Source organism: Paenibacillus sp. FSL R5-0914 (assembly GCF_038004525.1).
Classification (GTDB): Bacteria; Bacillota; Bacilli; order Paenibacillales; family Paenibacillaceae; genus Paenibacillus_AQ.
The window spans coordinates 354,984-371,016 of the sequence record NZ_JBBORH010000003.1 but is presented as its reverse complement, the minus strand read 5'-3'; the positions used below and the strand labels follow the sequence as shown (position 1 = coordinate 371,016).

16 protein-coding genes are annotated in these 16,033 nt (G+C 43.5%); 7 read left to right on the top strand and 9 right to left on the bottom strand.

Annotated elements, in window-relative coordinates; all coding sequences use genetic code 11:
• Positions 1–5: 5 nt before the first annotated feature.
• The 5 genes from MKX60_RS24975 to MKX60_RS24955 all read right to left on the bottom strand — a co-directional run bounded on the left by MKX60_RS24975 (position 6) and on the right by MKX60_RS24955 (position 4,737).
• Positions 6–1,406, bottom strand: coding sequence for a helix-turn-helix transcriptional regulator (locus MKX60_RS24975; protein WP_341061317.1), 1,401 nt, complete (start codon positions 1,404–1,406; stop codon positions 6–8).
• Positions 1,407–1,662: 256 nt separating this feature from the next.
• The gene (locus MKX60_RS24970; protein ID WP_341061316.1) at positions 1,663–2,301 is read right to left on the bottom strand and encodes a DUF3600 domain-containing protein; all 639 of its coding nucleotides are present in this window, start codon (positions 2,299–2,301) and stop codon (positions 1,663–1,665) included.
• Between the two features lie 106 nt (positions 2,302–2,407).
• Positions 2,408–2,995 (bottom strand): sigma-70 family RNA polymerase sigma factor, encoded by a 588-nt coding sequence (locus tag MKX60_RS24965; RefSeq protein ID WP_076284023.1) that lies wholly within the window; start codon positions 2,993–2,995, stop codon positions 2,408–2,410.
• 216 nt (positions 2,996–3,211) lie between these two features.
• The gene (locus MKX60_RS24960) at positions 3,212–4,174 is read right to left on the bottom strand and encodes a DUF4367 domain-containing protein (protein ID WP_283910526.1); all 963 of its coding nucleotides are present in this window, start codon (positions 4,172–4,174) and stop codon (positions 3,212–3,214) included.
• Positions 4,171–4,737, bottom strand: coding sequence for a sigma-70 family RNA polymerase sigma factor (locus MKX60_RS24955; protein WP_341061716.1), 567 nt, complete (start codon positions 4,735–4,737; stop codon positions 4,171–4,173). The genes MKX60_RS24960 and MKX60_RS24955 overlap by 4 nt, the downstream gene beginning before the upstream one ends.
• A gap of 174 nt (positions 4,738–4,911) precedes the next feature.
• Between MKX60_RS24955 and MKX60_RS24950 the strand changes: the two genes are divergently transcribed.
• The 4 genes from MKX60_RS24950 to MKX60_RS24935 all read left to right on the top strand — a co-directional run bounded on the left by MKX60_RS24950 (position 4,912) and on the right by MKX60_RS24935 (position 8,133).
• Entirely contained in the window at positions 4,912–5,331 is a 420-nt protein-coding gene (locus MKX60_RS24950; protein WP_076284020.1) for a MarR family winged helix-turn-helix transcriptional regulator, read from the top strand.
• A 138-nt stretch (positions 5,332–5,469) separates the two neighbouring features.
• Entirely contained in the window at positions 5,470–6,117 is a 648-nt protein-coding gene (locus MKX60_RS24945) for a hypothetical protein (RefSeq protein WP_042185468.1), read from the top strand.
• A gap of 103 nt (positions 6,118–6,220) precedes the next feature.
• Positions 6,221–7,354: a copper amine oxidase N-terminal domain-containing protein gene (locus tag MKX60_RS24940; RefSeq protein WP_341061315.1), complete on the top strand. Its 1,134-nt coding sequence runs from the start codon at positions 6,221–6,223 to the stop codon at positions 7,352–7,354.
• Entirely contained in the window at positions 7,351–8,133 is a 783-nt protein-coding gene (locus MKX60_RS24935; protein ID WP_341061313.1) for a TatD family hydrolase, read from the top strand. The genes MKX60_RS24940 and MKX60_RS24935 overlap by 4 nt, the downstream gene beginning before the upstream one ends.
• A 76-nt stretch (positions 8,134–8,209) precedes the next feature.
• Here MKX60_RS24935 and MKX60_RS24930 read toward each other — a convergent pair whose 3' ends face one another.
• From MKX60_RS24930 to MKX60_RS24915, 4 genes are all read right to left on the bottom strand, one after another.
• On the bottom strand, positions 8,210–8,776 hold the full coding sequence (locus tag MKX60_RS24930; RefSeq protein WP_341061311.1) for a histidine phosphatase family protein: 567 nt from the start codon (positions 8,774–8,776) through the stop codon (positions 8,210–8,212).
• A gap of 372 nt (positions 8,777–9,148) precedes the next feature.
• A complete protein-coding gene (locus MKX60_RS24925; RefSeq protein ID WP_341061310.1) occupies positions 9,149–10,447 on the bottom strand; it encodes an MFS transporter in 1,299 nt (432 codons plus the stop codon).
• An 81-nt stretch (positions 10,448–10,528) separates the two neighbouring features.
• Positions 10,529–11,680, bottom strand: a complete 1,152-nt coding sequence (locus MKX60_RS24920; protein ID WP_076301077.1) for a winged helix-turn-helix domain-containing protein — start codon at positions 11,678–11,680, stop codon at positions 10,529–10,531.
• Positions 11,681–11,825: 145 nt separating this feature from the next.
• The gene (locus MKX60_RS24915; protein WP_076301076.1) at positions 11,826–12,509 is read right to left on the bottom strand and encodes a YjgB family protein; all 684 of its coding nucleotides are present in this window, start codon (positions 12,507–12,509) and stop codon (positions 11,826–11,828) included.
• 313 nt (positions 12,510–12,822) lie between these two features.
• Here MKX60_RS24915 and MKX60_RS24910 point away from each other — a divergent pair, with 313 nt between their 5' ends.
• From MKX60_RS24910 to MKX60_RS24900, 3 genes are read left to right on the top strand one after another with little or no spacing between them, the layout of a single operon-like run.
• Positions 12,823–13,320: a sigma-70 family RNA polymerase sigma factor gene (locus MKX60_RS24910; protein ID WP_256716436.1), complete on the top strand. Its 498-nt coding sequence runs from the start codon at positions 12,823–12,825 to the stop codon at positions 13,318–13,320.
• Positions 13,317–13,673: a hypothetical protein gene (locus MKX60_RS24905; protein ID WP_076301074.1), complete on the top strand. Its 357-nt coding sequence runs from the start codon at positions 13,317–13,319 to the stop codon at positions 13,671–13,673. The genes MKX60_RS24910 and MKX60_RS24905 overlap by 4 nt, the downstream gene beginning before the upstream one ends.
• Positions 13,663–15,966, top strand: coding sequence for a hypothetical protein (locus MKX60_RS24900; RefSeq protein ID WP_341061309.1), 2,304 nt, complete (start codon positions 13,663–13,665; stop codon positions 15,964–15,966). Before MKX60_RS24905 ends, MKX60_RS24900 begins: the two co-directional genes overlap by 11 nt.
• The last annotated feature ends 67 nt before the right edge of the window (positions 15,967–16,033 follow it).

Here is a 16,033-nt window from a genome sequence, read left to right as displayed (position 1 = left end):
CGTTACTATGCACTGCTAACAACAAAGCCATTTTTCTTTTCGTTGATTCGCTGCACCTTACTAATTAGGTTTCGGTATTCTTTTTGCGTTTCTAAAGATACCGTATGACGAAGCTCTTCGAACATTCCAACACATTTTATAATACATGATTCGCTATTGATTTTTACTGAATATTCTAAACTTTCCATTATATACTTTATACTAATCTCATATTTATTTCTTCTTATATAATAAAACGCTATCTCAGCCATCAAGTTGGTATATCTATCTTCGAAGATTTGTTGATTATAGGATCTAATCTCTAGCTGATGACGGTCTTTACAATCTGATATTTTTCCCTCAAACTGCAGAAGAATATCATCCACGTTAAATTGGTAATAATTAGCTGCTTGAAGGATTTTGAACAGACCTGAGAGGATCTCTTCCTCTCTTTGTTCAAGATATGCCACATATTCCGGCAGCACCGTTATATCCCCTTTTAAAATTCGCAGCAAGTTAATATTAGCCCGTGCCCACTCCATACATTGATTCATAAGCTGCAAAGCTTCTTCCGTGTCTTCCCGAATCCAGTTCATATCCATGTACATGTTAACATAATGTAAAGCCCTATCATAATCTCCTAGCTCTCTATAAACTACTGAACGTAACATGTAAGAGTATTGAATATATGAGAATAGTGGTATTTCAGGTTCCCTTTGAAGCCTGCTTTTTCTGGCACGGTCGTATTTAGCATGATATTGAATTGTTGCTTTATTCCCCATTTCCTTAGCCATTGCCATTACCTTATCCCAATGTCGTAAAGCACTATATGTATTCGCCAAATCTTTCAGCGCATCAAGCTGGTCCACCTCATCAAGCCGGTTAACAAATCCTTCAAATTGCACAGCTGCTCGCAAATTAGCATCCCGATCTTCACCCAAAGCGATCGTGAATAGCCTGTATTGGCAAAGGGCCAGCCGCTCTGAATGTTGATACTTCTCACTCTCAGCCACACTCTGATATAACATCGCTGCTGCTTTGTGCTTCCCTAGCGTAAAAAAATCTTCTGCAGTATCAAATAACGAAGGCGTATAAGATAAGCTATCCATCATAATCCCAACTACCCGTGCAATACATTCCAGCTTATCCAGCTCTGCACAGCGATATAGAAATGGCCGAAGACGTCTCCAATTCGGATTGGAGTGAACAAAACACTCATCCACATACAAATCATAGTAGCAGCCTTCTTCTAATCCCATACCTTCTGTAATCCGATCTAATTGTTGCATGGCTATTGGGCGATTCCCATTGATGATATTACTGATCGTGCCTGAATTTACCTTAGACACCTCTGCGAACTGATTGATCGTTATCCCCTGCTTCTTGAGATAGTCTGCCAGTTCTGCACGAATGGTCATCTGCTTCATGATCAAAGCCACCTTCCGCCAACATAATTCATAGATAAGCAAATAGCATTTTAATAAATATATGTCTAATTATTCCAGTGGTCAAATACTTTTTTTCTATTCCTTTTCATTATGCAATTATTCGGTGATCAATGTATAGACTTTAGATTAGTAAAAGATAAAAACCACCAGAATACAAGGTGTAATAGACCTTTTCTGATGGTTTTTCTTATGATATTGCTATCGATAGTTATTCAATACATGCATTTAAATTCAACTAAGAGCTAGGTTTAATCATCATATCCCGCTTTTTAATATAAGGGTCTAGCATTTCAATTAACTTCTCTTGGTTTTGAATCTCTTCTTTCGAAAGCCGATCCATATGAACACTGCCATCTGCATCAAATACCTTAGCATCATAGCTTTGTAAGTCTATGATTAATCGTTCGATCTCCTCAAACTCTTTTTTAGTAAGCCTCTGTTCAGCTTTTTCAAGCAAGCCATTCCAGAAAGCATCACGATCTACGGATTGCACTGATTTCTTTGATGTTTTCGCTTCATTTATTTGTTCGAAATATGGTTCAAGCTTAGCCTGTAACTCTTTATATGCCTTCTGGTCCTTCACACCTAACTGTTCTAGGTGAAAGACGCCCTCAGCATCGGCCATTTGCAGATTATAAGATCCCAATTCCTCTAGTAAGGACATCAGCTTTGTGAATTCCTCTTCGTCAAAGCTTTGCTTCGCGTTTTGCAGTTTGGCTTCAAGCCTGTCATATTGTTGCTGGGTTACTCCTATCGTAGCAGCAGTTGCTGGGGATCCATACATGTTGTCTGCCAAATAATGATATCCGGCATAAGCTCCAGTAGGAATTAATAGTGCAGCCGCCATAATACTTGCCACGAGCCATTTCTTCATACGTCTTCCCCCTTGTTTGGCCACGGCCCTATTTAATATTTGCTCCTTGAGTTCCGGTGGGGCACTTATATTTCTCGCCTCTTCCTGCAGAACTGTCCGTAACTCTTCATTGAAATTCATGCAGGTCCTCCACCTTTCCCTTAAAAAGAGTATGATTGTCTGGCTTCTGACGAAGCTTCTGCAGTGCAGCGTGAATACGGGATTTCACGGTTCCGAGCGGAATACCCAGTATCGCAGCACTTTCTTCCTGTGAATATTCGTTTAAATAATGCAGAATAATCACCTGCTTCAGCTTAAATGGAAGACGATCTACACTTGCTAGCAGGCGGCGATTAGATAACCTGTCCACAACATCACTCGTGAAATCATGCTCCAGCATTAGATCTGTTTGTTCTACTTTTTTTACCATTCGGAGATGCGTCCATCTCTTTCTTCGATAGGCATGAATTTGCCGCATGACCACTCCCATCAGCCAAGGCTTAAAGGGGCGGTTTACGTCAAATTGTTCAAGAGAACGGTGCACCTGAATGTAAATCTCCTGAACGATATCATCCACATCGGAGGTTTCGCGAACGAGGAAATGAACGGTCTGATACACATCCCGGATCGTTGCTTCATATAGCTCACCATACGCTTCACGACTGCCGGCTAGCGTAAGCGCAATGAGCTGAGAATATTCATTTGGATGTTTCATCCCTCTCAATCCCTCCTTCGGTCTTACACTATATATTGGTAAATCAAAGAGATATCGTTCGATTTACTTTAACGAATTAAAAAAAGTATGTACTTATTAAATGCGGGAATCTATAGGGAGAGCTTCGATTCAAAAAGCCCGCACAATGCGGGCTTCCAGTATCGCTGCATTCCAATCAGCAACATAAGCCACCTGCCATTTACTTAATCTAATCGATCAGTGGATAGACTCTGCTACTTTGATCAAATCATCCTTATCCAAGTTAGCGGATGTTACACCGTATAACACACCATTGGCTTCCCAGTCTACAGCTTTGCCATTGTACAATACAGCGTCAACTCCATTTATTTTCACTTTTTCTATTGTACCGTCCGTCGACATCTCATAAGCCGTCTCTTCATCAGCGTGCCGCTGCTGCATAGTAATCCTCTCATCTGAGGCTTTATTAATAAAATATAGGTCGATATATTTACTGTTAGTTACTTCACCGTTATCGTCCTTATAAAACTCAGCGTGATCAAAGGTATAACCATCCGGCAAGTACTCCGGCAATCCCACATCAAAAATGGTATATTCATTTAGCTTGCTAGAATCCTTCACGATCAATATTTCCGGTTTCTCTTGATCCCTCTCAGATTGCGTAACCAACCTACCATCTTCAAACCCTATGATTTTTTCCCCGTCAGCATTGTAAACATCACCAGCCTTTTGAGCTGCATCGGGGGTCAAAAGTACATTTCCGTTGCTATCAAAAATCTTACCTTTCAATTCTTCCGGAATCACATTGTAATCCGCAGAGTATTCTACTTCATGGGCTACAATATGTCCTAAATTTATCGTTTGCAATACTTTAGATAACAGCTCCTGTGCGAAGGATGGTTGCACAAAAGTTACACTTAATGTACCTACTACAAGCAAAGTCGCTAGTACAACAGCAGGACGTCTTAATCTATGCTTTGTACGCAATCCTTTCCCCTCCTCTTGGCTGGCATACGTTCTCCGTGCCTTATTTAGAATGGCTGTCTTGTCTGAACCCTCGCTGAAATTTTTATGGGCCAAAGCTCTGCCAAGCTCCAGTAGCTCCTTATACTCCCCGACACCGTTTATGTCTTTCGCAGTGTCATTTATACTTTCATCTAAATCCGCAGAGAACTTCTGCTGTATTTCTTTACTATTCATAGTTGTTCCACGCTCCCTATTTCAGTCTTCAGCTTCTTCATAGTCCGGTAGAGAATCACACCAATGTTGCTCTCTGTGATCCCCGTAACCTGTGCGATCTCAATGTTCTTCAGGTTTGCCCCAAATTTAAGAGCCACAATATTTCTTTCCCTCGAGTTCAGCGTGTTCAACGCTTTAATTAGCTTGCCATTGCGTTCTCCCTGGAGGATCATGCTTTCCGGATCTTTCCTGCTAGAAACCAGTTCCTTGACGGCATCCAGCGAGAAGAAACTGCGCCGCTTCAGACTTCTGTAATGGTCATTGACCACATTCCTAGCGATGGCAAACAACCATACCTCCAAAGGAGCTTTTTCTTGGGAATAAGTCGAAAGCTTAGCTAATGTTTTCTCAAAGACCAAGCTTGTCAGATCCTCGGCCGTATGGAGTGAGCTAACCCGATAAGCCATATAGTTAAATATTCTTTTATAGAAGGTTTCGAAAATCGTTGTGAATAAAGCATCTATATCCGTATTTTCTTGGATTTTCTCTTTAACAAAGGGGTGAAGCAATGCGCGCTCTTGCATCAATCAAACTCTCCTTTCCAGCAAAATTTTACTTAGCTAAGTAAATTCGACTGTTAATACGCAATAATTCCAATTCCATTACAAGATACTAAAAAGAAGAGAGAACCCCTTAACTTGACAAGCTTATTATAGCTTCTATATATTTTAGGAACTAAAGTAAATTGGAGCGTGGCTATGAGCACAGAGCAAGATAAACAATATGCTATCCATAAGGTTATGGAATCCATGGCAAATGTGCAGCAGAAATCCCAGTTCTTCATTGATATGATCACCAAGCAGGAGACCCTGACTCACAATCAGATCCTACTGCTGTTCCAGCTCAGGCTTATAGGTAGCTTGAACATTACTGACATCTCCGAACGATTCATCATTACACCAGGAGCCGCTTCCTCGATGTGCGATAAGTTGGAAGATGCCGGTCTTATTGAACGTGTGCGGACGAAGGAGGATCGCAGAGTCGTCAACATTGTCCTTACAGAACAAGGGCATCAGCGGATTCTCCATATCTTTGAAGCCTTTCCTACCTCGGATTTGGATAAAATTTCAGGAACTTTAGAACAAATAAATGTGCTAATGGATAAAATGATGAACTAAAAGCTTTTGGGTTAAATATGCTGCCTGTCAGGAAACTGACGGCAGTTTTTTTATGCCCAAAATACTATATTGACTATATATTATAATAATTATATATTTTAATTATTAAAATATTTTTTTGAAAGGCGGCCCCTGTAAATGTCCAATGCTAATGATCTTTTTGAACGCCAGGAAATGATCGGTCCACCGCTGAAAGTAAGAGGTTCACTGACCCTCAAAGAAGATGTTCGTGCGGATACCATCGATGTTGTCGGCCATTTAAGTGCACAGAAGAATGTTACTACCGCTAAGTTAAAAGTATCTGGTGATTGTTCGATTGGAGGTCATTGTAGAGCCAAACAGGTTATCAATCTGGGAGGTCTCCGTGTTCAACACATCCAGGCAGACAGACTGCAATCGTCTGGATACTTTTCTGCAGCACAAGATGCTGCACTCGAAACCTTCTATGCCGAAGGTGCTGTGAAGATCCATAGGTTAACTGCTGAATCATCCATTGAGCTACGTTTAGGAAACAGAAGCACAATCGATGTCATAAAATCTAGCGGTACCATTACTGTTAAGCCATCTTTGAAGCTAATGAATGCGCTAATCCCCTACTTCCGGAAGCTCACCTGCAAAACGATTGAAGGGACTAGCATCATGTTATATCGAACGACAGCAGATCTCGTCTGCGGTGAAGATATTGTCATCGGACCGGGTTGTTCTATTGGGGAGATCCGCTATAGCAAAAGTCTGACGGTAGACCCTAAATCACAAGTTACTCGGACCGTATTTTTAAATAAATAGCAAACGTAACAACCTTGTCTCTGCTTTGTTTACAGAAAGTGACCTACTACGCGCTGATTTAATCTATACTTAAGAGGATTGGACTTAATCCTCGGAGGTAATTATGAATAAAATCATCGTAATCGGAGCTATCACGCTCTTTTTAGCCGGATGCGGAGCATCGGCATCTATAGATATGGATACAACAATGGCAATTAACCAAACACAAACTACTGAAGCACCACTGAAGCTAATCGTTGATGGAGAAACCGTTCTTCCTTCTCTCCCACCTTTTTTCTCAGGTGATAAGGTCTATGTACCTGCAAAAGTACTCATGGAGTACTACTCATCTGAACAACAATGGGATAATGCTACGAAAACCTTAACCATCTCTGATGGAAGCAGTAAATATGTTTTGAAGCCAGGTAATGAGTATATGCAAGGTGACGGTTATCAAAATGAGCTGGGGGGACCTGCAATTCTACGAAATGGTAATATATATATTCCGGCAGACTCTCTAAACTCTCTCTCTGGTGCCACTGCGCAGCTGAATGCCCCGCAAAATGAAGTTTCCATTACATCAGGGGATGTTAGTACTACCGTAAGAACACCCAACGAACCTCTCGCGATTGCTACAGAAAATGACCAAGTTAAGCTGTATACTGCCCTCAAAAATGGCGGTACCTACGAAGGATTTGTTGTAGAGGTGAACGGTAACAAGCATACGTTTAATTGGGAAGCACCAAGATTGTTAGGTTACACTCCTGAGATTCATTATGCCGACATAGATCAGGATGGGCAGGAAGAAGTTGTTGTCATACTGTGGCTAGGAACAGGTACGGGCATGTCTATGCAGGAGCTTCACGTCATTAAGCCTGACCAGTGGAAAGAAATGAATGTACCTTCCGCAGATAAAGCTGTCTCAGCATTTGTTACCTCAAAAATCTCCAATGAAAAAGGCGATGCCTTAATTCAAATTCAGGTAAAAGGTTCAACTCCATCTATGGTTACTATGCGATATCCGGATCGTGGCGAGGATGGCAATCTTGGCGAAAAAGCCGGGATTGGTGCTGTGACTTACTACATGGTAGAAGAAGGCAAACTGAAAGCTGAAACCAATGTTTATATTGGATTTTTAGAGAGTATTGGCACATTAACCTTTTCCTACAAATCAGGGAATGATGGAATGGAACCTGAATCCATTCGTTTTGAGCCTCATGAGGAGTATGCCTCTTATGTGGTGGGTAAGCAGCTATGATTGATGCCCATGTACATTTAGAGCAATATGAGCCTGAGGTTTCAGAACAAATGTTGAGTGAGATTCCTAACTTGGGGATCGAAGCCCTGATTGCTGTCTCCATGAATTTAGACTCTTGCGTTCGCACTCAAAAGCTTGCCGCTACCTATCCCGGAGTGGTACGTCCAGCTTATGGTTTTCATCCAGAGCAACCCATACCGCAGAAAGCTGAGTTATCCTCTTTGCTGGAATGGATTGAGCGTCAAGCCCGGGAGGATTTCATCGCTGTAGGTGAAATTGGACTGCCTTATTATTCGCGTGCTGAAGCGCTGGAGCGCGGCGAAGCTTTTGATATGGAGCCTTACATTCAGCTTCTTGATCAGTTGCTTGAGCTTGCCGCCCGTATAGATAAACCAGTGGTCCTGCACGCTGTCTATGAGGATGCGCTGATTGCCTGTGATCTATTAGAGAAACATGGTATAAAGCGTGTCCACTTCCACTGGTTCAAGGGACCCGAAGAAGCCATTGCCCGTATGATTAAGAATGGCTACTACATCTCTTTCACCCCTGACATCCTTTATGAGACGGAGATCCAAGAGCTTGCCCGCCGCTATCCCCCAGAGCTTGTCATGGCGGAGACCGATGGTCCTTGGCCATTTGAAGGACCTTTTGCGGGTAGAGTCACGCATCCATCTATGATTTCTGATGTCGCCGCCGCTTGGGGAGCGCTACATGGCTACACTTCCAGCCAAGCAGAAGAGATACTAACTGCGAATACTAAGCGATTTTATAGCTTGTAAATAAACAAAAGGATGGTTCCTAGCGAATGCCAGGCCATCCTTATGAATAATCACAGCTTTATCCCAATTTGGGAGTTCACAACCTTTCCACACCCACTAACGTTGCGCCTGTAAATTCCATTCTATAAATATCCGGCTTTGTAGTTTGTAGTAGAAAATCCAGGTCATATTTGGCGTCAAAATAATTCATCATAAGCGTCATGACTGCGCCGTGAGTTCCAATCGCAACCTTTTGCCCACTGTGTTGTTTCAGTATATCTTGCAGCACGCTAACTGATCGCTTCTGACACGCATGAATGGACTCTCCACCAACCGGAACAGAATTTGGATCAGCAAACATTGTTTCCAGTAATGGATATAGCTCCTGGTCAGGCATGATCATATTTCCATCCGAAAAATGGATTTCCCGAAGATCTTCAACACTTTGAATCTCTGCCCCTAACTCCTGCGCCAAGCCAGAAACCGTATGTATAGCCCGAAGATATGGACTTGAATAAAAGACTTCAATTCCTTCGAGACGTAATTTCTCCGTTATCTTACGGGCATCCGCCTCCCCCTTCGCTGTTAATCCACGTGTTCTCTCAGTTCCTCCGGGCAGCTTGGGTGACTCTCCATGCCTTACCATATAAATAAAAGTTGTCATTCTTTCCCCTCCTCTACCTTTACATTTCTCGTGTTCTATCCAAACTCCTTCATAAAAAAAGCCCTTACGGGCAAGAATTGATCCTAGCGAGCTAGGAAATCTCTTAATTGCACTCTATACAACTATTAAGCGTAAAAAGAGGTCTGCTGAGCAAATAAGTGTAGTTTCTGCAACTAAAAACCATCATTTCTACCCCAAAAGAGAAAAAATCAAATTATAGCTGCACTAAATACAACTAAAGTTCGCTTTGAACGATGGAACAGCATTTAATTGCAGATTCTGCAACTAAATGCTAGGTAAGCCCGCTAGATAGTCCGTGCTACTCAAGCTTTCTAGTCTGGCTAGTTTGCCTGACCTTCACTATCTGTAGCCTCAAGTTTCCACCACTTTAACCTTCCCCGGTTGCTCCGTTGAGCTATCACTTTTCTCTTTCTGCACAGGCCACAGCACGCGGCCAAATACTATCCCCAGCACACCTATCAAAGCGATTACGATACCAAAGTTTAAAAAGATTCGACTAGGCCCAGCAGCCTGAACCAGCATTCCACCGAGGAGTGGAGCGCCAATCATAACTCCACTAAGAATGGTACTCTGAATACCGAACACACGCCCTGTCATGTGCGGGGGAGTTTCTTTTTGTAAACAATAATTGAAGGTAATCATAAACATTCCGTTTCCGAGACCCAGTACGAATCCTAGCAGCAGTACAGGAAGGCTAGTCACGCCTGGCTGAAGCAGGCCAAGCCCTCCGACCGATACACCAATAAGTGCATAACCCGTACCTAGCTTCCAGCCGTAGCCTGTTCCCCGGTTCATTTTGCTCATGACCATGATCATCAATATTGCACCCACGCCAGTTGCCGCGACAAGCCAGCCCAGCATAGATTCCTCAGCAGGTGCGATAATTCTGAATAGACTTGTAAACTGAAAATCGATCATCTGAATAGCTAACGCACCAACTAAACCAAAGAGCATGCTGTTTAGCAGCAGTCTGCTGCGCAGCATAAAGCTCCAGCCTTCCTTCCACATCGTGCGGAGAGAAACATGCTCCTCTGGATCCCCCTTGCTCTCTGAGCTGACTTGTCCTGCTTCACTATTTTTAACAGTAAGTAGGAGCAAGTAAGAGCATCCTCTAAGACAAGCATTGATCAAAATACACCACTGTGGCGTCAGCACAGACAATGCAAAACCACCCAGTAATGGCCCAGCGATTTTGGAACCCTGATTTACGATTCCATTAAGTGAAGTGGCTTGAAGCAGCTGATCCTCTCTAACCATACTGCGGGTCATCGACTGCTGGGCAGGCACATTTAACGTCGAGATAGCAGCACGCAACATCAGTAACGGGAGTAGCCACACCATACTGGGAGCGAAAAGAACTAGTACTGTTAACAATGCCGTTAGTAGATCACACATCCGCATTAGCTTTAGCTTATTTAGTCGGTCAGCCGCTACCCCCGCCACGGAGCCGAACAGAATCCCAGGTAAAGCTATGGAGACTGGAATTAAAGCCAGCATTAACGGACTAGCCTGCCAGCGGTACCCTACGAGTACCTGAATCGCCAGTGCATCGAACCAATCCCCAAAAGTGGCTGTCGCATATGCGCTGTACACACGCATATACACTTTGTTTTTTAGCAGACTCGTTCCTGCTTGTGATGAAGCATTCATCGGACATTCCTCCAAGTTACGATTAAGAACAAGAACATATGAATCATGATCTTAATGTAACGGAGAATTGTCAGAGAATTATCAGAGAGCTGTCACGATATTCATAAGCACGTTTTCCAAGGATTGCTCCAAACGATGGAATCCCCGCTCTTCCTTCTCACGTTCAAATAAATCTGCATATTTCTGATGCAAAGCTGACTGGGGAGAAAACTCGTTACAATAGTGAACAATTCGGTATAACGCATATATCCGCATCGGCACGAATCCTGACATCTCTAGCACCTGAAGCGCCTCATCCAATAACTGCTCTGCTTCACGCCAAGACTTGCGCCGTAGACACCACAAGCCTCTTGCAACTTTATAACTGCCGATCTCACGCAAAAAAGGTTTCTCCTGCAAAAGCACTTCAATGTCTTTCGCCATCCGCTCCAATTCCTGATCTTTTGTCCCCATCCACAAGTGTACGAGCATTTCGGAAATAGCCGTTACAGGAATGAAGTTCTCATACCCAGGCTCTTTAATCACTTCATGCGTTAGCTTTAATCGTTCTATTGCTTTTTCCGGTTGCCCGGCCAATGTGTACAAATCCAGAATATTAAGGATCTCCATTTCACGATGCTGGGGCGGCAAAAGAATCTTTTTCTCAAGGACTAGCTCACAGAACTCTAATTTCTTCTTCGGATCACCCAAAAATATATAACAGATCATCAAAGAATAGAAACGCTCTTCAATCTCAACTTCCTCTGTGTTCAGAAGCCATTCCAAATCTCCCTGCACAAAATGAATATAGATCGAATAGAACGGATCCATTTCATAACCCAAAACATCCTGTTGTCGCGCTAAGGTTAACATGGATCGTCCTTGGCCGTATTGATGATATTTTACGAATACCTCCCGCATCGTCTCTTGCATCTTTGCGTCATATGTAGTCGGATTGGTCATAGTTACTGAGGGTTCCCGCATCGTTAGACTATAGCCAAATCCACGAACAGTCTTAATATCCAAGCCTTGTAGCTTGCTAAGCTTTTTACGAAGGCGATAAATATGATCATCTACCGTTCGCTCTACTGGGTATTCTAGGGGCCATACCTTATCCAGCAGTTGTTCTCGACTGAACGTACGCCCTCTATTTTTGTACAAGAACTGAAAAAGCGTAAATTCTTTAGGGAATAATTCGATCGTTATCCCATCTCCGGTCACTTTATATTCACTTTCGATTAATTCCAGCTGCATGATAGAACCTCTCTTTCCCCCGAATCCGCTCATTGGTTACATTATATCAGCCCATCCAAGGCGTACTCCAGATTAAAAATAAACATACAAAAAGAGCAATCCGCAGATTTCTCTGCATGATTGCTCCTTGCACCCATTGCTGGTCTTATCCAGCCATATTATTAGTAGAATCCTGTTCACTAAAAACAGAGATGTGACCTACCTTACCCGTCGAGTTTGGAATAATGAATTTCAACTGGAATTGATCATTGGCTTGATAAGTGTAGATCTTATCCTCACCATTTACTTTGGTATCATCCGGCTTGCCCAGTGTGGACTCGATCTGTTTCAGTGTTAGCTCTTGCAGCGCAGCATCACTGGAACGAACATCGAAGATTAGGCTCCCTTTATTGAATCCGAATACGACATGTTCATCAGTGTAGGTAGCATAAATACCTTTTCCCGCTGGCTCTTGTTGATCAGGTTTACCCCAATCGGCTTCTACCTCATCAATTAGTCCGGTATGAGCAGCATATTCAACACCGGGCACCTTCCCCTTTTTAGCAAGCTCAAGTAATTCTTGAAGTTGTTTGTCGCTATTCTGCGGATTCGCATTGGCTGTATCTTTATTAGTCTCCATAGGGGAAGCGGTCACTGCTGGTGCGGTTTCCGAAGGAGTGGCTGATGGGCTAACTTCTGGTTCTGCGGTTGCTGTTACCGTTTCAGTTGGCGCCGTGGTTGGGGAAGCAGAAGCAGAATTAGCTTGCTCATTGTTCGAGCTGCATCCAGCTAATCCAATCATTCCTGTGAGCAAAATAGAAGCTGCTAAAAATTTAATCTGTACTGACATGATGTCATCTCCTTAGTAGGTTAGCTCAAAACCAGCTTGCAAAAAAATGAAACTGAAAATATAGACGATACTGAAATGAAAAAGTTTCATCAGCCAAGGAGGGCTTGGCTTGGTCTAAATATCATTTACCCAAATCAGCTGAACATCAATAAATTACGGGACATCATCTCGGGAGATACTCCCCCTTAGTAAAAATATTCCACACAAACGCAACCTTAATCCTCCAAGCCGCATCTTATTAGTAAAGGGAGGGGAGCTTCATCTGAATATTATAGAGAGAATAAAAGCAAAGGATGAGTCAGCTCTCCGCCTATTGATGGACGATTACGGGGATATGCTGCTCCGAACTGCCTGCTTACTGCTCAAAGATCGACAGAGTGCCGAAGAGGCGGTACAAGATACTTTTATTCAAGCCTATGCCAAAATGAATCAGTTGCAGGATCCGGAACGGTTAAGGGCTTGGCTCATTCGCATCGTAGTCAACCGCTGCCGCATGAAGCAACGGACTTGGAGCTGGCGTAATATTTTCCCCTCGGGTGGGTCAGAGCTACAAGCCAGCGATGATGCGGGCTTCACTGCCGGGGCAGAAGAGCTTTTTATGGTGGAATGGCATAATGTTAGACTCGCCGAGTTCATCAGGAATCTCGATTATGTATACCGCGAATGTCTGACGTTATATTACTTTCATGAGATGAGCATCCGTGAAATTTCCGAGCAATTGAATACACCGGAGAATACGATTAAATCCCGGTTAGTTAGAGGACGGACACTCTTAAAAAAGATGTTGGAGAAGGAGGGACATTTCTTATGAATACGGGGAACACGGAGAATACGAAACGCGGAGCTATCAAGCAACAGCTAGATGAAGAACTACAACCCATACACTTCGAAGGACATGAACGCGTCCTCAAGATGACCCACCCTCCAACCTTTGGAGCTCGTCTCTTGGCTTTCTGGAATAAAGAAATCGAGATCCCTTTGAAACCTATAGGCGCCATTGGTGCCATTATTCTAGTCGTATCATTGACTCTGCATCAACCAGAGGTTAAACATCAACCACAACAAAACGTCCAGCAGCATCCGAACCGTGAACTTATTGAGGCTGGAGGTAATACGTACTGGAAGGATATCTATGATCAGGCGGTGAAGAGACATGCGAATTAAGATCAAAATCAAACATCTAGTGTCATTCGTGCTACTCCCGGCCTCCCTGCTCATTCTTCTATTTAACTTTCTGCCCTCCTCAAAGGCACAAATGGAGGAAAGCCCAGCTATTCAATCTAACCTGGCCCGTACAGAACTTCTGAAAAAGCTAGAGTCTACAACTGGCAGTAAACGTATGGAGCTTATTCAAACAAATATCATCGATAAGGAGCATGGCTACGATCCCTATAGATACGACGTAAATATTGGCCCCTCTATGAGTCAGTGGAATCATGATGAACCGAGTATTTCCGACTTGCAGTCAGAGGATAAAATCGCGTTGCTAGAGGAATACATCCTTGATGGGCCAGCGAATAATACACGTATATTTGCGGTTAAGCTGCTTGCCTACGAATATGATGCTCTTGGTCGTAGGGACGACGGAGATCAAGCGCTAAACACCGCCGCGAAACAGTTAGACAGTAATTCTAGCGTGGCAAAAGAACTGGCGCTGCTTCAAGCAGAACGTGCCCTGAATCGTGGGGATACAACAGCCGCTGAATCTATTCTTGAACAAACCACATTTCCATACGAGAATCAGAAAGATTTAGAAGCGCAAAAAGCATGGCTTACCGGGCGCCTGCTCTTCACGAAAGGCAAAGCGCAGGAAGCCCTTGCCGTAGTAACCAATGGCTTGGTGAGCTACAAAAAATACTGGCAGGATATTCATAAACAAATGAGTCTTGTCATTAGTAACTCTGATAAAGACAGCGAAGCAGCGGGCTCATCATCAAGTTCAGCACCAACGATTGGCACTTCAGAAGCCGAAATGCAGCTTGAAGCGCTAATATCTGCCATTCAGTCAGCTGTAGATATGGGAAGTACCTCAACAGCTGTCGTATCTGGAACCCTAACCCGAAGCGATGGGACACCAATCTCGCGCGCAGGTATTTTTCTCCGTGCTGAAAGCGAGGTTAATCACAGCATCACAGCTGCTGAACCGTACCGAATCGTTACCGACGATGAAGGGCGTTTCGAATTCCACGGTGTGATTCCGGGCTTCTATCAATTGCAGCTTGGACTTAGCTATGATCAGATCGACGGATGGACTTGGCCTGTACAGTATGACGATTGGATTGAAGTTAAACCGGATGATAGGTTGAATGAGAGCATTGTTCTACAACCTCTGCTTGAGCTTCAGTCTCCTATTAATCAGGAGACGATAACGGGTCAGTCTGTAGATTTCCACTGGAAGGCTGTTGAAGGTGCGGCTTACTATCGTTTAAGCGGTGGGGTCTCAATGGTGGGGAGCTCCTTCAGTTCGCAGATTCGGGACCATATCACGGACAATCAAGTCTCTATTCCAGTAGATGAACTCTATTACAATAGTGGTTTCTCCTACGGCAGTGGCGGAGAGGGCTTTGAATCGATTGATCCTCTATCTTTTCTCGTGTTCATGAATCCTGAAGCACGCTTTTCTTGGAATATCGAAGCATTTGATGCGGATGGACATCTGCTTACCCGCAGTAATGGCTACAGATTGAACGAAGACACCGTTGGTAATCTGCCCTTCTTCTATCTCAAGGAACGAGAATTAACCACAGCCGATAGACTATTGCTAAATAAGAAACCTGATCAAGCCATAGAAATTTACCAAAAGAATGTTGCAGATGATCCAGAGGATGCTCATGCCCTGCACATGCTTGTGAAGCTGATGCTCGCTAAATCCTCCCTGACGAAGGATGACTCATTAGAAGATCAGGCAATTCCGCTACTCCAAAAGCTCATACAGTTGCATCCTTATTCTAATTATGCCTTCACGTTGTCACAGTACTATTTTGACCATGCAGACTGGAAATCATATAACGAGTATTATTCCCGCTACATTGAGCTGAGTCAAACTAAGGGGGATGACTATGACCGCTCGATAAATGCTACAGCTCTCATGCATCAAGGCAAGCTAGAAGAAGCACGCGAACAATTCGCTATGGCTCTAGAGCATGATGGCAGCCATCGTTTTATTGGCAGCTATTTGGCGGCAGAATTATACGTTGGTGAGTCGCTCTCTTCTGTAATGACACTAGCTGAACATTACCCCGAACACAGCTTCGGTCATAATGGGTATCGTTGGCCGCAAATGCTTAAACAGCTCATAGCTGAACGAACGAAACAGCCTAACAACTTTGACCAAGAGCTGAAGGAAAAACTCGGATGGTATGTAAATGGTCAGACGGATGTGCTGAAGCAATGGATTGATAGCACAAAATCCTCAGCACTGAAAACCTTTATACAGGCTGTTTTAGCGGTAAGCTAACTTAGCCTAACTCACTTATACAAACAAAAATCCGGTCCCTCTCGATTAACACGAGCATGGACCGGAT